Consider the following 16225-nt stretch of genomic DNA (forward strand, 5'->3'; position numbering starts at 1 on the left):
CTCCTGGGGCGTGCAGCGAAGGACTGCTTGCTGCCATGACGTACGTGCCTCGCACGCCGAGGCGCTCAACCGGCGGAACCCCCAGAAAGGGGTTGCTGACGGTGGGAACGGGATCGTACGGCGCTCACGTGGCGGCCCTGTGCGGGTTCGGGGATGGTCCGGGGCCGGGCCTGTGCATGGTCGGCGATCACGTGAGGGTTCCTCAGGTCCGGTGCCCCGGGCGGGGGTCAGGCCCGCTCCAGGACCGCCGTCACCCCCTGCCCGCCCGCCGCGCACACGGAGATCAGCCCGCGGGCCGGGGCGTCGCGTTCGGCGAGCAGCTTGGCCAGGGTGGCGACGATCCGGGCGCCGGTGGCGGCGAAGGGGTGGCCGGTCGCCAGGGAGGAGCCGGCGACGTTCAGCCTCGCGCGGTCCACCGTGCCGAGCCCGCGCTTCTCCCAGGCGGCGAGGGTCGCCAGCACCTGGGAGGCGAACGCCTCGTGGATCTCGACGAGTTCGAAGTCGCCGAGCCCCAGCCCGGCGCGCTCCAGCATGCGCGGGACCGCGTACGCCGGTGCCATCAGCAGCCCGTCCTCGCCGCCCGCGGCGTCCCCGCCCACGAAGTCGACGGCCGCCGTCTCGTGGGCGGTCAGGTAGGCGAGCGGCTCCAGACCGCGCTGCCTGGCCCACTCCTCGCTCGCCAGCAGCACGGTCGCCGCACCGTCCGTCAGCGGGGTGGAGTTCCCGGCCGTCATGGTCGGTTCGGGCTGGTCGAGGCCGAACACCGGCTTGAGGGCGGCGAGCTTCTCCACCGTGGAGCCGGGGCGCAGGTTCTGGTCGCGGGCGAGCCCCCGGAAGGGGACCACCAGGTCCTGGAAGAAGCCGCGTTCGTAGGCCGCGGCCAGCCGCTGGTGGCTGGCCGCCGCCAGTTCGTCCTGGGCGGCGCGGCCGATGCCCCAGGCGCGGGCGGTGACGGCGGCGTGCTCGCCCATGGACAGGCCGGTGCGGGGTTCGGCGTTGCGCGGGATGTCGGGGACGAGGTGTGCCGGGCGCACCTTCGCCAGGGCCTTCAGCCGGGCGCCGAGGGACCGGGCGCGGCGGGCTTCCAGCAGGACGCGGCGCAGGGTGTCGTTGACGCCGAGGGGGGCGTCGCTGGCGGTGTCGGCGCCGCCCGCGACGGCCGATTCGGTCTGGCCGAGGGCGATCTTGTTGGCGGCGGCGATGACGGCCTGGAGTCCGGTGCCGCAGGCCTGCTGGATGTCGTAGGCGGGGGTGGTGGGGTGCAGCGCGGAGCCGAGGACCGTCTCGCGGGCGAGGTTGAAGTCGCGGCTGTGCTTGAGGACCGCGCCGGCGACGAACTCGCCGACGGCGCCGGGGTCGTGCAGGCCGTACCGCTCGACGAGGCCGTCCAGGGCGGCGGTGAGCATCTGCTGGTTGGAGGCGGTGGCGTAGGGGCCGTCGGAGCGGGCGAAGGGGATGCGCGCTCCTGCGACGACGGCCACGCGCCGCACCGGCCTGTTCTCGGGGCTCATCTCGACCTGCTCCTCACCGTTCCGTGGGTGACGTACCCTTACCTCCGGTAACCTTACTCCAGAGTCAGCAACTGGCACGCATCGGAACCGGGAGTTGGAATGGCCGACCGCTATCTGCGCTTCACCGCCACCGGGCCGGGCCGTTTCCTCACCCGCAGACTCGGTCTGCCCCGGCCCGCGCCGCTGGTCCGCTTCTCACCCGGGCGCCCCGCCCTGGACGGCGGCCTGCTCCACCTCACCGCCGGGGCGTCCGGGCTGGACCTCGCGCCGGTCCTGGCCCGTACGGGGCTTGCGCCGGTCCTGGCCCGTACGGGGCTCGCGCCGGCCGGTGGCGAGCGGGCGGCGGCGGTCGTCCTGGACGCGACCGGGGTGCGGGACGTCGAAGGGCTCGCCGGGGTGCACGGCGCCCTGCATCCCGTCGTACGGTCCGTGGCGCCGAGCGGGCGGGTGGTCGTGCTGGGCGCGCCCCTCGACCCGGCCGACCACCATCAGGCCGCGGCCCAGCAGGCCCTGGAGGGCTTCACGCGCTCGCTCGGCAAGGAGATCGGCGGGGGCAGGACGGTGAACCTGGTCCGGCTGACGGACGCCCCGGCCGCCGAGTCCACGCTCCGGTTCCTGCTGTCGCCCAAGTCGGCGTACGTGAGCGGGCAGGTGATCGAGGTGGGGACCGCCGGGGAGACCACCGCCCCCGTCGACCGGGACCGTCCTCTCGCCGGCAGCACCGCCCTGGTCACCGGTGCCGCACGCGGCATCGGCGAGTCGGTCGCCGAGACCCTCGCCCGGGACGGCGCCCGGGTCGTCGTGCTCGACGTGCCGCAGGCCGAGCAGGACGCCCGGCGCGTCGCCGAACGGCTCGGCGGCACGGCCCTGCTGCTCGACATCACGGCCGCCGACGCGGGCGCGAGGATCGCCGAGGCGCTGCCGGACGGCCTGGACCTGCTGATCCACAACGCGGGCATCACGCGCGACCGGCGCCTGGTCAACATGCCGGCCGAGAACTGGATCTGCGTGCTGGAGGTGAACCTGGCGAGCGTGCTGCGCACCACCGACGCCCTGCTGAAGACGGGAACGCTCAGGCGCGGCGGCCGGATCGTGACGACGGCGTCCATCGCGGGTCTCGCGGGCAACGCCGGCCAGACCAACTACGGCGCCAGCAAGGCGGGTGTCGTCGGCCTGGTCCGCTCCCTGGCCCCGCGGGCGCTCGCGGAGCACGGTGTGACGGTCAACGCGGTCGCGCCCGGCTTCATCGAGACGAGGATGACGGCGGCGATCCCGCTGTTCATCCGCGAGGCGGGCCGCCGTATGAACTCCCTGGCGCAGGGCGGTCTGCCGGCCGACGTCGCCGAGGCCACGGCCTGGCTCGCACATCCGGCCTCGGGCGCGGTCAACGGCCAGGTCGTCCGCGTCTGCGGCCAGAGCCTGCTGGGGGCGTGATGACCGGCTCCGCGCTCGTCCTCACCGGGCTCCCGTCCCTCGCCCCGCTCCTCGCCCGGGGCGCCCTGCTGTCCCCCTTCAAACGCCCCTCCCCCGACGCGGAGTTCCCGCGCACCCGGCTCGTCCTGCCCGGCCTGCGGATCGACCTCGCGCGGCTCGCGGCGTACGAGCGGGTCTGCGGGTTCCCGACCGGGGAGGACGCGCTGCCGGTGACCTATCCGCACGTACTGGGATTCCCGCTGGCCATGCGGCTGATGAGCGAGCGGGGCTTCCCGCTGCCGCTGCTCGGCCTGGTCCACACGTCGATCACCCTCACCCGGCACACCGCGATGCCCGCGACCGGTGACCACGAGCTGTCCGTCCACGTCGAGGGCCTGGCCCCGCACCGCCGCGGCACCGAGGCCACGGTCGTCACCGAGGTGCGCAGCGGCACGGACGTGGTCTGGGAGTCGAGGAGCACGTACCTGGCCAGGCATCGCACGGGGCGGCCCGCGGGGGCGTCGGGGACGGCGGACGAGTTGACCACCGCACCTCCGGGAACGACGACCCACCGGCCCGCCGCGCCCTCGCCTGGGGAGGCCGGACCCCCCACCGGCACGCCCGCGCATGCGGCAACCGAACGCCCCACCGGCCCGCCCGCGCATGCGGCAACCGAACGCCCCACCGGCCCGCCCGCGCATGCGGCAACCGAACGCCCCACCGCACCCCCCGACGCCCCCGACGCCCCGGAGGATCACGCGCCCCTGCCCCCCGTCGCGGACTGGCGGCTGGCCGGGGACGTGGGGCGGCGCTACGGGGCCGCCTCCGGGGACCGCAATCCGATCCACCTGCACCCGCTCACCGCCCGCCTGTTCGGCTTCCCCCGGGCCATCGCGCACGGCATGTGGACGGTCGCCCGCTGTCTCGCCGCGCACGGCACCCCGGACTCCTGCCACGTCCGGGCGGACTTCCGGGCCCCGGTCCTGCTGCCCGGGACGGTGACGTACGCGGCGCGGGACGGCCGCTTCGAACTGCGCGGCAAGGACGACCGGCTGCACGTGACCGGGGGCGTCTACCCGGTGTGAGCGCCGGGCTGCTGCTCCTCCGGTGGTGACCAGGGGCGTCCCTCCATGAGGTCGCCGAGCCCGGCCCAGGCGAAGTTCATCAGGGTGGCGGCGGCCTGCCGGGCCGTGACGCCCGGGGTGGCGTTGGCCCAGGCGGCGAGCGACTCGGCGGCACCGACCAGGGCCTCGGCGAGCCCGGCGACCTCGCGCTCGGGCAGGTCGGGGTCGCGGTGCGCCTCCCGGGCACCGGCGAGGATGAGCTGCGTCACGAACACCACGATCTCCGCGCGCATCGCGGAGACCTCGGAGGCGAACGGCTCGCCGTGCGTACGGGCCTGGAGGTGCAGGACCGACCAGGCGTCGGGGTTCTCGGCGGTGTGCGCGAAGAACGCGGCGAGGCCCTCCCACAGTTGCCGGTCGGCGGGCAGGTCGGGGCGGACCCCGGCCCGCACCGCCTCGACGAGGGCGCCTGCCTCCCGGCGGATGCAGGCGGTGAAGAGGTCTTCCTTGGAGTTGAGGTAGAGGTAGACCAACGGCTTGGAGACGCCCGCGAGTTCGGCGATCTCGTCCATCGAAGCGGCCATGTACCCCCGCTGGCCGAAGATCCGCACGGCGGCGTCCAGCATCTGCTGTTCACGGACCGCGCGCGGCATCCGCTTCGTCTTCACGGCACCCATACGCTTAGCGTACGGTCCCCCCGGGCGGCCCTCGTCCGGGAAACCGGAGGAGGACGCCCGGGGGGACGTGAACGCGTCAGATCCGTCGGCCCGTCAGGCGGTCGCGGCGACCGGCTCGGCCTTGTCGCGCGGCGCGTCGGCCGGCTCGTCCAGGGAGGAGCCGTCGGCCTTGGCGTAGGCGTCGCGGTCGAGCAGGTTCTCCCGGGCGGAGACCAGGACCGGGATCAGCGCCTGGCCGGCCACGTTGGTGGCGGTGCGGATCATGTCCAGGATCGGGTCGATCGCCAGGAGCAGGCCCACGCCCTCCATCGGCAGGCCGAGGGTGGACAGGGTCAGGGTCAGCATCACCGTCGCGCCGGTCAGACCGGCCGTGGCGGCGGAGCCGACCACCGAGACGAACGCGATCAGCAGGTAGTCGCCGACGCCCAGCTGGATGTCGAAGATCTGGGCGACGAAGATCGCGGCGATGGCCGGGTAGATCGCGGCGCAGCCGTCCATCTTGGTCGTGGCGCCGAACGGCACCGCGAAGGACGCGTACTCCCGCGGCACGCCGAGCCGCTCGGTGACCTTCTGCGTCAGCGGCATGGTGCCCACGGACGAGCGGGAGACGAAGGCCAGCTGGATCGCGGGCCAGGCGCCCTTGAAGAACTGGACCGGGTTGACCTTGGCGACGGTCGCGAGCAGCGTCGGGTAGACGCCGAACAGCACGATGAGGCAGCCGACGTAGATGTCCGCGGTGAACGTCGCGTACTTGCCGATCAGGTCCCAGCCGTAGGTGGCGATGGCGTTGCCGATGAGGCCGACCGTGCCGATCGGGGCGAGCCGGATGACCCACCACAGCGCCTTCTGCAGCAGGCTGAGGACGGACTCGCTCAGGGTGAGGATCGGCTGGGCCTTCTCGCCGAGCTGCAGGGCGGCGATGCCGGCGACGGCGGCCATGAAGACGATCTGCAGGACGTTCAGCTCGGTGAACGGCGTGATGACGTCCGTCGGCACGATGCCGGTGAGGAAGTCGATCCAGGAGCCGGTGTCCTCGGGCTTCGCGCCGTCCTTGGGCGTGAGGCCGGTGCCGGCGCCCGGGTTGGTGACCAGGCCGATGACGAGGCCGATGCTCACCGCGATCAGCGAGGTGATCATGAACCAGAGGAGGGTGCGCGAGGCCAGCCGGGCCGCGTTGTTGACCTTCCGCAGGTTGGTGATCGACACCAGGATCGCGAAGAAGACGAGCGGGGCGACGGCGAGCTTCAGCAGCCCGATGAAGGTGCCGCCGACCTTCTCCAGGGTGGTGACCAGCCAGGACAGGTCCTGGCTGCGGGCGAGCCAGCCGAGCAGCACGCCCAGGACGAGACCGGCGAGTATCTGGGCCCAGAAGGGCACCTTGAAGGACTTCGTGTATGAGGACACGGACTGACTCCGTTGGGGGACGCGTTGGGGGGAACTGACGTGGGAGACGACGGGGGTTGCGTGACGTCAGGGACGACAGAAAGCGGACGCGCACCGACAGAGATCCACGTGCAGGCGCGCCACGAGCGGAATGCTCCGGGGCGTGAGGGACGCGACTGCTGACTTCATACACAGACCTTAACACCAGAGCTTTGAGGGCCCCAAAGCCTGGCTTTGACAGGTGACGGGACACACATGCCCATACAAGGCAAAGCGCCCCGTTTCCCGATAAGGAGGGAAACGGGGCGCCCGCACACGGCGGAAGGGACCCTACGAGGTCTGCCCCTGGGCACGGGCGGAGTCGTCGGCGACGTCCTCCTGGCTGCGGTTGGCCTCCATGGAGGCCTTCATCCGGTCCACGCGCTGCACGATCTGCACCGACGCCTTGTCGCGCTCCTTGCGCAGCACGACGAAGCTGATCGGCGCCGAGAGCAGCAGCGCGAGCAGGACCACCCACAGGCCGTTGCTGTCGCCGAGGCCGCGCGGGGCGAGGCCGGAGTAGACAGCGCCCCAGACGACCACGAGGCAGCCCACGAAGATTCCGAGGCGCATCAGCGTGTAGCGGAGCATCTCAATCCACTCTTCCGGTTCGAACGGCCAGAACGCACCCAATCGGGCACCGTCCAGTGAAGCACGACCGGCACCGGATCTTGCACGGGGGTCGACGGGGGTCAGGCGAGGGGCAGCAGCATGACGACGTCGTCCCGGTCCTCCCCGGGTCCCAGCCGGATCGCCCCCGGGATGCGGCCGACCTCCTTGTAACCGCAGGACTCGTAGAACCGCTCCAGCCCGAGCCCGCCGCGGCAGGTCAGCCGGATCGCCTCGATCCCCTCGATCCCCCGGGCGGCGTCGGCGGCCGCGGCCAGCAGGTCACGGCCGTAGCCCTTGCCCTGGTGGCGGGGGTGGACCATCACCGTGTACAGCCACAGCCAGTGCGTCATCAGGTGGTGCGTGTTGAAGGTGAGGAACGCGGTCGCCGCGACCCGCCCCTCCTCGTCACGGCCGACGAGCATCCGGACCCGCCCCTGGTCGACCGAGGCGAAGTGCTGCACCAGCGCGGGCCGGATCTCCTCCCGCGTCACCGGCGGCACGTACCCGACGGCTCCCCCGGCGTTGGAGACGTCGGTCCACAGATCGAGGATGCCGTCCCGCAGCTCGGGGGTGACGGCGGGATCGAGCGTGAAAGTAAGAGGCACGCGGCAATACTAGCTATTACCCCAGCACGCGCGCCGCCACTTTCAGGTCCGACAGCAGCCCCCGATAGGCCGCGTCCCGGTCGTCCGCCCGCAGCACCGACGAGGGGTGCACGGTCGGCACCAGCCGCTCCGGCCGCCCGTGGATCTCCTCCTCCAGCACGGTCCCGCGCACCTGTGTCACCCGGAACGACGAACCGAGCAGCGCCTTCCCGGCGGTGGCCCCCAGCACGACGATCAGCTCCGGCTCCACCACCGCCAGCTCCGCGGCCAGCCAGGGCCCGCACGCGGTCATCTCCCGCAGGGTCGGCGCTTTGTGGATCCGCCGCTTGCGCGGCTCGGCCCGCGTGAACTTGAAGTGCTTCACGGCGTTGGTGACGTAGGCCTCGCCGGGGTCGATGCCGGCGTCCTCAAGGGCCCGGTCGAGCAGCTTGCCCGCGGGCCCCACGAAGGGCCTGCCCTGCCGGTCCTCCTGGTCCCCGGGCTGCTCCCCCACGAGCATGACCCGGGCGTCCGCGGCACCGTCCCCGAACACGGTCTGCGTCGCGTCCCGGTGCAACGGACACCCCCGGCACCCGGCAGCGGCCTCCCGCAGAGCGGCAAGCCCGCCGCGCCCGGGCACGAAGGGCTCGGCGGTATAGGCATCCTCAGGCGCCTCGCTCCTGGCCATACCCCCCGGGTACCCCACCCGGGGGCGCAGGACGCTGCCGATGCGCGGCACCGCCGCGGGGCACGCCCAGCCCCTCCACAGACAGCCGGACCACGCCCCCATGGGCGCGGGACGCTGCCGATGCGCGGCACCGCCGCGGGGCACGCCCAGCCCCTCCACAGACAGCCGGACCACGCCCCCAGGGGCGCGGGGAACTGCGCGACCAGCCCCCACGCACCCGCACCCGAAACACGACCGCATGACGGCACGACCACACGGCGAAACCGACGGAGTCACACCCGCATCGGCTGCGGCGACTCCCGCCGCTCCGAATCGGGCCCGTCGTACTCGCGGATGATCTCGTACCGCGTGTTCCGCTCCACCGGCCGGAACCCGGCGTCACGGATCAGGTCCAGCAGATCCTCACGCGTCAGCTTGTTCGGCGTCCCGAAGTTGTCCGCGTCATGCGTGATCTTGTACTCGACCACCGACCCGTCCATGTCGTCCGCCCCGTGCTGCAGCGCCAGCTGAGCCGTCTGCACCCCGTGCATCACCCAGAAGACCTTCACGTGCGGCACGTTGTCGAACAGCAGCCGCGACACCGCGAACGTCTTCAGCGCCTCCGCCCCCGTCGCCATCTGCGTCCGCGCCTGCAACCGGTTGCGGACCTTGCCGTCCTTCATGTCGACGAAGTCGTGCTGGTAGCGCAGCGGGATGAAGACCTGGAAGCCCCCGGTCTCGTCCTGCAGCTCCCGCAGGCGCAGCACGTGGTCCACCCGGTGCCGGGGCTCCTCGATGTGCCCGTACAGCATCGTGGACGGCGTCTTGAGACCCTTCTCGTGCGCCAGCCGGTGGATCCGCGACCAGTCCTCCCAGTGGGTGCGGTGGTCCACGATGTGCTGCCGGACCTCCCAGTCGAAGATCTCCGCGCCACCGCCGGTCAGCGACTCAAGACCCGCGTCGATCAGCTCGTCGAGGATCTCGGAGGCCGACATCCCCGAGATCGTCTCGAAGTGGTGGATCTCCGTGGCGGTGAAGGCCTTCAGCGACACGTTCGGCAGCGCGGCCTTCAGCTCGCGCAGCGACCGCGGGTAGTACCGCCACGGCAGGTTGGGGTGCAGTCCGTTGACGATGTGCAGCTCGGTGAGGTTCTCCGACTCCATCGCCTTGGCGAGCTTGACGGCCTCCTCGATGCGCATCGTGTACGCGTCCTTCTCCCCCGGCTTGCGCTGGAAGGAGCAGTACGCGCAGGAGGCCGTGCACACGTTCGTCATGTTGAGGTGACGGTTGACGTTGAAGTGCACGACGTCGCCGTTCTTGCGGGTGCGCACCTCGTGCGCGAGGCCGCCGAGCCAGGCCAGGTCGTCCGACTCGTACAGCGCGATGCCGTCCTCACGGGTCAAGCGCTCACCCGCCCTGACCTTCTCCTCCAGCTCGCGCTTGAGCCCGAGATCCATGCCCACACCTTTCTCCGACGACGCCCGACGACGCCCTCAACCGTACGCCCCCACCCTTCGGGCGGGAGGTGCCCCCATACGGCCCTCCGGGCCTAGACCTCTTCGGGCAGTTCCCCGACCCGGTTCTCCCACTTCGTGGAGAGCACGATGGTGGTACGGGTCCGGGAGACGCCCTTGGTCCCGCTGAGCCGCCGGATGATCTTCTCCAGGCCGTCCACGTCCGCCGCCCGCACCTTGAGCATGTACGAGTCGTCACCCGCGATGAACCAGCAGTCCTCGATCTCCGACAGGTCCTTCAGCCGCTGCGCCACGTCCTCGTGGTCGGTGGCGTCGGAGAGGGAGATGCCGATGAGGGCGGTGACACCGAGGCCGAGCGAGGCGGCGTCGACGGTGGCCCGGTAGCCGGTGATGACCCCGGCCGCCTCCAGCCGGTTGATGCGGTCGGTGACGCTGGGTCCCGACAGGCCGACGAGGCGCCCCAGCTCCGCGTAGGAGGCCCGGCCGTTCTCCCTCAGGGCCTGGATGAGCTGCCTGTCCACCGCGTCCATTGCGATCGAAGCCTTCCGCTGAAGTTGTCTGTGAGTCCGAAGAGGTACGGGTGTGCTCAGTCGGCGCGGCGTGCCCCGCCGCCGCCGAGTTCACCCTGCCAACGGCGGTAGAGCGTGTGCGGCACGCCCGCCGCGTCGAGTACGCGCCCCGCGACGAAGTCCACCAGGTCCTGGATGTGCGTCGCGCCCGCGTAGAAGGCGGGTGAGGCGGGCACGACCGTCGCGCCCGCGTCGTCGAGGGTGACCAGGTGCCGCAGGGTCTGGCCGTTCAGCGGGGTCTCCCGTACGGCCACGATCAGCTTGCGCCCCTCCTTCAGGGTCACGCTCGCCGCCCGCTGCAGCAGGTCCTTCGACAGCCCGAGCGCGACACCGGCCACGCTCGCGGTCGAGGCGGGCACGATGAGCATGCCCTTGGTGGGGTACGACCCCGAGGACGGTCCGGCGGCCAGGTCGCCGGCGCTCCAGTGCCGTACGGCGTCCAGGTCGACGGAGAAGGTGTCCGGCTTGCCGTCGGCGCCCCGGGACAGCCATTCCCGCAGGTCGTCCTGCCAGTGCCCGTCCCGGAAGGAGATTCCGGTCTCGTCCAGCAGGGTCAGCCGGGAGGCCCGGGAGACCACGAGGTCGACGCTCTCGCCCGCGGCGAGCAGGGCCCGCAGCACGGCGGCGGCATACGGGGTGCCGGAGGCGCCGGACACCCCTACGATCCAAGGCGTACGCGGCATCTCGCCTGGCTTGACTGGGTTCACAACTCCGAGCCTATCCGGCGTCGCCAGGTGGGAACCGGCCAAGGGGGGCGGGCCGTTGCCCAGAGGGGACGAGCGAACGTCGAGGGGGTCGCCGTGTCGGGTCCGGAAGCCGGGTGGTCCAGGGGCGATCGCGCGCTGGCCGCGGGCAAGCTGATGCTGGCGTGGATCGCGCTGCTGTGGCTGCTGGAGGTGCTGGACGTGGCGACGGGCCACGCGCTGGACGGCTTCGGCGTCACCCCGCGCGAGCCCTCCGAGCTGGCCGACGTCGTCCCGTCGTCCTTCGTCCACTTCGGCTTCGCCCACCTGGCGGCGAACACGGTGCCGCTGCTGGTCCTGGGCTTCCTGGCCGCGCTGTCGGGCCTGCGCCGCTTCCTGCTGGTGGCCGCGCTGATCGTCGTCGTGGACGGTCTGGGCGTGTGGCTGATATCCCCGGCGGGCACCAACACCGCGGGCGCCTCCGGCCTGATCTTCGGCCTGTTCGGCTTCCTCCTGGTCACGGGCTTCGTGGAGCGCCGCCCCCTGGGCATCCTGGCCGGCGTGCTGGTCGCCGCGATCTGGGGCGGCTCGATCCTGGCGGGCCTGGCCCCCACCCAGTCGGGCGTCAGCTGGCAGGGCCATTTGCTGGGCCTGCTGGCGGGGGTGGGCGCGGCGTTCGCGCTCCGCCGCCGGCCCGCCCCGCCGCCCGCGCTCACACCGTGAGCCCCCGCACCAGCAGGTCCAGCAGCGCGCACACGAACAGGGCGATGCCGATGAAGCCGTTGACGCTGAAGAACGCGCGGTTGACGCGGGACAGGTCGTGCGGGCGCACGATGGAGTGCTCGTAGAGGAACGCGGCGGCGACGATCAGCAGCCCCAGCCAGAAGAAGGCGCCGGCGCCGGTGGCCAGGGCGTACCAGACGAACAGGCCCGTCGTGACGGTGTGGCAGGCTCGCGCGCCCCAGATCGCCGCCGGGATGCCGAAGCGCGCCGGGACGGACATGACGCCGATCTCGCGGTCGGTCTCCACGTCCTGGCAGGCGTAGATCAGGTCGAAGCCGCCGATCCAGATGCCGACGGCGAGACCGAGCAGGACCGCGTCCCAGGACCAGGAGCCGGTGATCGCCAGCCAGCCGCCGACCGGGCCCATCGCCTGGGCGAGGCCGAGGATGGCCTGCGGGAAGTTCGTGAACCGCTTGCCGTAGGGGTAGACCACCATCGGGATCACCGCGATGGGGGCCAGCGCCAGGCACAGCGGGTTCAGCAGGGCCGCCGCGCCCAGGAAGACCGCGAGGGCGATCAGCGCGCCCGTCCAGGCGTGCCTGACCGACATCGCGCCGGTCACCAGCTCGCGCTGCGCCGTGCGCGGGTTCCGCGCGTCGATCTCCCGGTCGATGATCCGGTTGACCGCCATCGCGAAGGTCCGCAGCCCCACCATGCACACGGTGACGAGCAGCAGCTTGCCCCAGTGGATGTTCCTGTCCCACTCGTACATCGCCGTGAGCGCGGCGATGTAGGCGAAGGGCAGCGCGAAGACCGAGTGCTCGATCATCACCAGCCGGAGGAAGGCCTTGGTGCGTCCCGGCTGGGGGATGGCGGCGGAAGCGGAGGTCACAGTCCGTATTCCTTCCAGCGGCGGTCCACCTTCGCCGCGGTCTCCGGGTCCGACTCCACCATGTCGGGCCAGCCGCCGTCGCGGGTGTAGCCCTCCTCGGGCCACTTCTTCGTCGCGTCGATGCCGGCCTTGCCGCCCCAGAACTGCTGGTAGGACGCGTGGTCGAGGTGGTCGACGGGACCCTCGACGATGCTCAGGTCACGGGAGTAGTCCGTGTTGCCCAGCGCCCGCCAGGCGACCTCGTGCAGGTCGTGCACGTCGCAGTCGGAGTCGACGACCACGATCAGCTTGGTCAGCGACATCATGTGCGCGCCCCAGATGGCGTGCATGACCTTCTGCGCGTGCTTCGGGTACTTCTTGTCGATCGAGACGATCGCGCAGTTGTGGAAGCCGCCCGCCTCCGGCAGGTGGTAGTCCACGATGTCCGGCACGATGATCTTCAGCAGCGGCAGGAAGAAGCGTTCCGTCGCCCGGCCCAGCGGCCCGTCCTCCGTCGGGGGCCGGCCCACGACGATCGACTGGAGCAGCGGCCGCTTGCGCATCGTCACGCAGTCGATCGTCAGCGCGGGGAACGGCTCCTGCGGCGTGTAGAAGCCGGTGTGGTCGCCGAACGGCCCCTCGGGCAGCATCTCGCCCGGCTCCAGCCAGCCCTCGATGACGACCTCGGCCTGCGCGGGCACCTGCAGCGGCACGGTCTTGCAGTCGACCATCTCGATGCGCTTGCCCGCGAGGAACCCGGCGAACATGTACTCGTCGATGTCGCCGGGCAGCGGCGCGGTGGACGCGTACGTCACGGCGGGCGGGCAGCCGAAGGCGATCGCGACCGGCAGCCGCTCACCGCGCCGCGCGGCCACCTGGTAGTGGTTGCGGCTGTCCTTGTGGATCTGCCAGTGCATGCCGATGGTGCGCTTGTCGTGCCGCTGGAGCCGGTACAGCCCGAGGTTGCGGACACCGCTCTCCGGGTCCTTGGTGTGGGTCAGCCCCAGGTTGAAGAAGGAGCCGCCGTCCTTCGGCCAGGTGAACAGGGCCGGGAGCTGGTCCAGGTCGACGTCGTCCCCGGTCAGCACGACCTCCTGGACGGGGCCGTCCTTGACCTTCTTCGGCGGCACGTGCGTCATGGACCCGAGCTTGCCGAACGCCTCCCGCACGCCCACGAACCCGTGCGGCAGCTCGGGCTTGAGCAGTCCGCCGATCCGCTCGGAGATCTCGGCGTACGACTTCAGCCCCAGGGCCTTCAGCAGCCGCCGGTCCGTGCCGAACACGTTCATCGCCAGGGGCATGCGCGACCCGCGGACGTTCTCGAAGAGGAGGGCGGGGCCGCCGGACTTCTGCACCCGGTCGACGATCTCCCCGACCTCCAGGTACGGGTCCACCTCGGCCTTGATGCGCTTGAGGTCGCCCTCGCGCTCCAGCGCCCTGAGCAGGGAGCGAAGATCGTCGTAAGCCATGGGGTCCAGTATCCCCGAGCGGCTACCCTGGCCTGGAACCGCCCACCGCTTTTCGCTGAGAGGCCGCCCATGCTCCGGGTACTGATGTTCCTCGTGCCGCTGGCGCTGAGCGTGTACGCGTTCATCGACTGCATCAGCACGAAGGACGACGACATCCGCCACATGCCCAAGCCGCTGTGGGCGATCCTCGTGCTGCTGTTCCCGCTGGTCGGTTCGATCTCCTGGCTGATCGCCGGCAAGAGGCGCAGCCCGGCCGCCGAGGGCTGGTCCGGCGTCCGGGGCGGCGGCCGTTCCCGGCAGTGGGTCGCGCCGGACGACAACCCCGACTTCCTGAAGTCCCTCGACGAGGACAAGAACAAGGACGACGACCCGAGGCGCGACGAGTCCTGAGCGGCTCAGCAGAGCTTCAGAGAAACGGGTTGCTCCCGCGTACACGCATGGTCGTCAATGGTGTTCACACCGTGACCACCGGCCTGAAGAGGGACGCCATGGAGACCCAGCAGCCACCGGGGCAGTGGGACGTGCCACCCCCGCCCGCCACGCCACCGCGCGCCATGACCGACGTCCAACTCCGCGTCCACAAGCGCCTGTTATGGGTCGGCGGCGCCGCCTACCCCCTGCGCAACATCGCCCGGGTGTACACCTTCACCCTGCATCCCAAGCGCAAGGAGGCGGTCGTCCGCTACCTCACCCGCACCGGGATCACCCTCGCCGTGGCGATCGGCCTCTCGATCATCGGCAGCGTGACGTTCCTAGCGAGCGAGTCCACGGGCAGCGGGCTCCTCACCTTCGTGTGGCTCGGCTCGGGCGCGGCGCTGATCTACTTCCTCGTGGACATGCTCACCGTCGTCACGGCACAGTCGCACTACGTCCTCGCCGTCGAGACGGCCGGGCCGTCCACCGCGATGGTCACCAGCCGGAACCCGCAGCACCTCGACCAGCTCGTGGGCTACGTCGCGGGCGCGCTGGAGAATCCCGACACCGAGTTCCAGGTGACGGTGGAGCGCCTGACGATCAACTCGCCCACGAACTACCACTTCGGCGACAGCGTGAACATGTACGGCGGCAGCGGAAACACGGGGATCGCGGCATGAGCGGAAACAGCTACCACTTCGGCGACAGCGTCAGCATGCACGGCGGCAGCGGAAACACGGGCATCGTGAAGAACGGCGGCTCGGGCGAGACGGATCCCGCGCTGAGGCTGGCACTGGCCGAACTGCTCGAAGGTGTACGGGAGTTGCGGGAGCAGCTCCCTGCGCCGAGCGCGCAGCTCATCGACGACTCCCTGCCCGTGCTGGCCGCGGACGCGGCGCCGGCGCAGGAGCGGCACCGGGCGCTGATGGCCGTCGCCGCGATCGCCGCGGCGGTCGGTGCCGTGGGCCAGCCCGTCGCCGAGGCGGCCAACCGGGTCCTGCAGATGCTGGGCGGGCAGTAGGTCAGCGCAGGGCGGAGACGAACGCGGACCAGGCGGACCGGGTGACGACCAGGACCGGTCCGTCAGGGTTCTTGCTGTCGCGGATGGGGACGGCGGCGGGGATACCGGGGCTTACTTCTATGCAGTTGCCGCCGTTTTCGCCGCTGTAGCTGCTCTTGATCCAGTTCGCCGCGCAGAGTTCGTGCCTGTTCATGCTGCTCGTACCCCTTCATCGCGTCGCTGATCAGGGCGACCGACTCGCGGACTGACAGAGCGTCTGCCCTGAGCACATCATAGGCGTGGCTATGCCGTCTGTAGACGGTCGGATCGTCGCTGAAGTGGCCCCTGTCGAGCGACTCCGAGTACACCCAACGGTGCCCGTCCGGCAGCTCGATCAGCGACATGGAGACGTTGGGCCGGAGCAGTTCCGAGAAGCTCGCCGGAGCGACCTGAAGACGGATGTTGGGTCGCCTTGTGACGCTGAGCAAGTGGGCACACTGGTCCCGCATGATCCCCGGACTGCCGACCACGTTGCGCAGGCAGCTCTCATCCAGGATGGCGATGTACAGGGGCCCGCCCTCAGCCAGAAACCGCCGCTGCCGACTCAGTCGGGCGCGTGCCCGCTCCTCGACTTCGTCTCCGCTGGCGACGCGCGCGAACAGCGCCCGGACGTAGTCACCGGTCTGCAACAACCCCGGAACCAGACGCTCCTGGTACTCCCGCAGGCTCACGGCCACCTCGTCCATCTCGGCCCGCCGCCGGAACCAGTCAGGGTGCTCCACTTGCGGATACCAGTCGATCCGCCCCCACAACCGGGCCAACACCCCACCCGTGCCGAGAATCCCGTCGCACGCCTTGGCAAAGGAGTCCTGCGGCACGCGCGTGCCCGCCTCCACCCGCGCCACATGCGAGCGGTCGCACGGGATCTGTCTGGCCAGCGCCTCCTGCGTGAGCAGCGCGGCCTCGCGGAAGTGCCGCAGCACCTCGCCGAACACGGCCGCCGTGCTCGCTCCCGACTCCGCCCCGCCGTTCCGTCGGCTCACGGCATCCCCCTCCGTGACAGTGCACCGG

Annotated in this window: 19 protein-coding genes and 1 pseudogene; 6 read left to right on the forward strand and 14 right to left on the reverse strand. The window is 71.3% G+C overall.

Annotation, left to right across the window (positions count from 1 at the left end; genetic code table 11):
* Nucleotides 1–227 precede the first annotated feature (227 nt).
* The gene (locus ABZY20_RS32330) at nt 228–1511 is read right to left on the reverse strand and encodes an acetyl-CoA C-acetyltransferase (RefSeq protein ID WP_356446273.1); all 1284 of its coding nucleotides are present in this window, start codon (nt 1509–1511) and stop codon (nt 228–230) included.
* Nucleotides 1512–1610: 99 nt separating this feature from the next.
* On the opposite strand from ABZY20_RS32330, the gene ABZY20_RS32335 reads away from it, so the two are divergent.
* Nucleotides 1611–2945, forward strand: coding sequence for a 3-oxoacyl-ACP reductase (locus tag ABZY20_RS32335; RefSeq protein ID WP_356446275.1), 1335 nt, complete (start codon nt 1611–1613; stop codon nt 2943–2945).
* Nucleotides 2945–4009 (forward strand): MaoC/PaaZ C-terminal domain-containing protein, encoded by a 1065-nt coding sequence (locus ABZY20_RS32340; RefSeq protein WP_356446277.1) that lies wholly within the window; start codon nt 2945–2947, stop codon nt 4007–4009. The genes ABZY20_RS32335 and ABZY20_RS32340 overlap by 1 nt, the downstream gene beginning before the upstream one ends.
* On the opposite strand, the gene ABZY20_RS32345 is transcribed toward ABZY20_RS32340, so the two are convergent.
* The 9 genes from ABZY20_RS32345 to ABZY20_RS32385 form a co-directional block, all read right to left on the reverse strand.
* A complete protein-coding gene (locus tag ABZY20_RS32345; RefSeq protein WP_356446278.1) occupies nt 3997–4665 on the reverse strand; it encodes a TetR/AcrR family transcriptional regulator in 669 nt (222 codons plus the stop codon). The two genes, ABZY20_RS32340 and ABZY20_RS32345, sit on opposite strands and share 13 nt — an antisense overlap.
* 93 nt (nt 4666–4758) lie before the next feature.
* Complete coding sequence (locus ABZY20_RS32350; RefSeq protein WP_356446280.1) at nt 4759–6069, reverse strand: dicarboxylate/amino acid:cation symporter; 1311 nt, start codon at nt 6067–6069, stop codon at nt 4759–4761.
* 66 nt (nt 6070–6135) lie between these two features.
* Nucleotides 6136–6237 carry a putative leader peptide gene (locus tag ABZY20_RS32355; RefSeq protein WP_356446282.1) on the reverse strand — a complete coding sequence of 34 codons (102 nt, stop codon included), beginning with the start codon at nt 6235–6237 and terminating at the stop codon, nt 6136–6138.
* Nucleotides 6238–6378: 141 nt separating this feature from the next.
* The gene (locus tag ABZY20_RS32360; protein WP_356446284.1) at nt 6379–6678 is read right to left on the reverse strand and encodes a DUF4229 domain-containing protein; all 300 of its coding nucleotides are present in this window, start codon (nt 6676–6678) and stop codon (nt 6379–6381) included.
* A 101-nt stretch (nt 6679–6779) separates the two neighbouring features.
* On the reverse strand, nt 6780–7304 hold the full coding sequence (locus ABZY20_RS32365; RefSeq protein WP_356446286.1) for a GNAT family N-acetyltransferase: 525 nt from the start codon (nt 7302–7304) through the stop codon (nt 6780–6782).
* Nucleotides 7305–7320: 16 nt separating this feature from the next.
* Entirely contained in the window at nt 7321–7971 is a 651-nt protein-coding gene (locus ABZY20_RS32370; protein ID WP_356446288.1) for a UdgX family uracil-DNA binding protein, read from the reverse strand.
* A gap of 272 nt (nt 7972–8243) precedes the next feature.
* The gene (gene mqnE, locus ABZY20_RS32375) at nt 8244–9407 is read right to left on the reverse strand and encodes an aminofutalosine synthase MqnE (RefSeq protein WP_356446290.1); all 1164 of its coding nucleotides are present in this window, start codon (nt 9405–9407) and stop codon (nt 8244–8246) included.
* Between the two features lie 92 nt (nt 9408–9499).
* Nucleotides 9500–9955, reverse strand: a complete 456-nt coding sequence (locus ABZY20_RS32380) for an Lrp/AsnC family transcriptional regulator (RefSeq protein WP_356446292.1) — start codon at nt 9953–9955, stop codon at nt 9500–9502.
* Nucleotides 9956–10011: 56 nt separating this feature from the next.
* The gene (locus ABZY20_RS32385; RefSeq protein WP_356446294.1) at nt 10012–10677 is read right to left on the reverse strand and encodes a UbiX family flavin prenyltransferase; all 666 of its coding nucleotides are present in this window, start codon (nt 10675–10677) and stop codon (nt 10012–10014) included.
* A 177-nt stretch (nt 10678–10854) separates the two neighbouring features.
* Between ABZY20_RS32385 and ABZY20_RS32390 the strand changes: the two genes are divergently transcribed.
* Nucleotides 10855–11400: a rhomboid family intramembrane serine protease gene (locus ABZY20_RS32390; RefSeq protein WP_356446410.1), complete on the forward strand. Its 546-nt coding sequence runs from the start codon at nt 10855–10857 to the stop codon at nt 11398–11400.
* On the opposite strand, the gene mqnP is transcribed toward ABZY20_RS32390, so the two are convergent.
* A complete protein-coding gene (gene mqnP, locus ABZY20_RS32395; RefSeq protein WP_356446295.1) occupies nt 11390–12292 on the reverse strand; it encodes a menaquinone biosynthesis prenyltransferase MqnP in 903 nt (300 codons plus the stop codon). The genes ABZY20_RS32390 and mqnP overlap by 11 nt on opposite strands.
* Complete coding sequence (locus ABZY20_RS32400; RefSeq protein WP_356446297.1) at nt 12289–13740, reverse strand: menaquinone biosynthesis decarboxylase; 1452 nt, start codon at nt 13738–13740, stop codon at nt 12289–12291. The genes mqnP and ABZY20_RS32400 overlap by 4 nt, the downstream gene beginning before the upstream one ends.
* A 69-nt stretch (nt 13741–13809) precedes the next feature.
* Here ABZY20_RS32400 and ABZY20_RS32405 point away from each other — a divergent pair, with 69 nt between their 5' ends.
* From ABZY20_RS32405 to ABZY20_RS32415, 3 genes are all read left to right on the forward strand, one after another.
* Nucleotides 13810–14130 carry a PLD nuclease N-terminal domain-containing protein gene (locus ABZY20_RS32405; RefSeq protein ID WP_356446299.1) on the forward strand — a complete coding sequence of 107 codons (321 nt, stop codon included), beginning with the start codon at nt 13810–13812 and terminating at the stop codon, nt 14128–14130.
* Between the two features lie 71 nt (nt 14131–14201).
* Nucleotides 14202–14834 carry a DUF6232 family protein gene (locus ABZY20_RS32410; protein ID WP_356446301.1) on the forward strand — a complete coding sequence of 211 codons (633 nt, stop codon included), beginning with the start codon at nt 14202–14204 and terminating at the stop codon, nt 14832–14834.
* Nucleotides 14831–15175 carry a hypothetical protein gene (locus tag ABZY20_RS32415; protein WP_356446302.1) on the forward strand — a complete coding sequence of 115 codons (345 nt, stop codon included), beginning with the start codon at nt 14831–14833 and terminating at the stop codon, nt 15173–15175. Before ABZY20_RS32410 ends, ABZY20_RS32415 begins: the two co-directional genes overlap by 4 nt.
* A 1-nt stretch (nt 15176) precedes the next feature.
* Here ABZY20_RS32415 and ABZY20_RS32420 read toward each other — a convergent pair.
* Nucleotides 15177–15284 (reverse strand): annotated as a pseudogene (locus ABZY20_RS32420) (DUF397 domain-containing protein); the annotation flags it as partial.
* Nucleotides 15238–16197 (reverse strand): helix-turn-helix transcriptional regulator, encoded by a 960-nt coding sequence (locus ABZY20_RS32425; protein WP_356446304.1) that lies wholly within the window; start codon nt 16195–16197, stop codon nt 15238–15240. The gene ABZY20_RS32425 and the pseudogene ABZY20_RS32420, both read right to left, overlap by 47 nt.
* Between the last annotated feature and the right edge of the window lie 28 nt (nt 16198–16225).

Origin of the sequence: Streptomyces sp. NPDC006624 (genome assembly GCF_040611555.1) — a bacterium.
Taxonomy (GTDB): Bacteria; Actinomycetota; Actinomycetes; order Streptomycetales; family Streptomycetaceae; genus Streptomyces.

What these genes read in the sequence shown, in the direction of transcription:
- ABZY20_RS32345 (WP_356446278.1), bottom strand. Translation starts at nt 4,665, where the DNA reads ATGGGTGCCGTGAAGACGAAGCGGATGCCGCGCGCGGTCCGTGAACAG.
- ABZY20_RS32355 (WP_356446282.1), bottom strand. Translation starts at nt 6,237, where the DNA reads ATGAAGTCAGCAGTCGCGTCCCTCACGCCCCGGAGCATTCCGCTCGTG.
- ABZY20_RS32340 (WP_356446277.1), top strand. Translation starts at nt 2,945, where the DNA reads ATGACCGGCTCCGCGCTCGTCCTCACCGGGCTCCCGTCCCTCGCCCCG.
- ABZY20_RS32360 (WP_356446284.1), bottom strand. Translation starts at nt 6,678, where the DNA reads ATGCTCCGCTACACGCTGATGCGCCTCGGAATCTTCGTGGGCTGCCTC.
- ABZY20_RS32370 (WP_356446288.1), bottom strand. Translation starts at nt 7,971, where the DNA reads ATGGCCAGGAGCGAGGCGCCTGAGGATGCCTATACCGCCGAGCCCTTC.
- ABZY20_RS32330 (WP_356446273.1), bottom strand. Translation starts at nt 1,511, where the DNA reads ATGAGCCCCGAGAACAGGCCGGTGCGGCGCGTGGCCGTCGTCGCAGGA.
- ABZY20_RS32400 (WP_356446297.1), bottom strand. Translation starts at nt 13,740, where the DNA reads ATGGCTTACGACGATCTTCGCTCCCTGCTCAGGGCGCTGGAGCGCGAG.
- ABZY20_RS32380 (WP_356446292.1), bottom strand. Translation starts at nt 9,955, where the DNA reads ATGGACGCGGTGGACAGGCAGCTCATCCAGGCCCTGAGGGAGAACGGC.
- ABZY20_RS32415 (WP_356446302.1), top strand. Translation starts at nt 14,831, where the DNA reads ATGAGCGGAAACAGCTACCACTTCGGCGACAGCGTCAGCATGCACGGC.
- ABZY20_RS32385 (WP_356446294.1), bottom strand. Translation starts at nt 10,677, where the DNA reads ATGCCGCGTACGCCTTGGATCGTAGGGGTGTCCGGCGCCTCCGGCACC.
- ABZY20_RS32390 (WP_356446410.1), top strand. Translation starts at nt 10,855, where the DNA reads ATGCTGGCGTGGATCGCGCTGCTGTGGCTGCTGGAGGTGCTGGACGTG.
- ABZY20_RS32335 (WP_356446275.1), top strand. Translation starts at nt 1,611, where the DNA reads ATGGCCGACCGCTATCTGCGCTTCACCGCCACCGGGCCGGGCCGTTTC.
- mqnE (WP_356446290.1), bottom strand. Translation starts at nt 9,407, where the DNA reads ATGGATCTCGGGCTCAAGCGCGAGCTGGAGGAGAAGGTCAGGGCGGGT.
- ABZY20_RS32405 (WP_356446299.1), top strand. Translation starts at nt 13,810, where the DNA reads ATGCTCCGGGTACTGATGTTCCTCGTGCCGCTGGCGCTGAGCGTGTAC.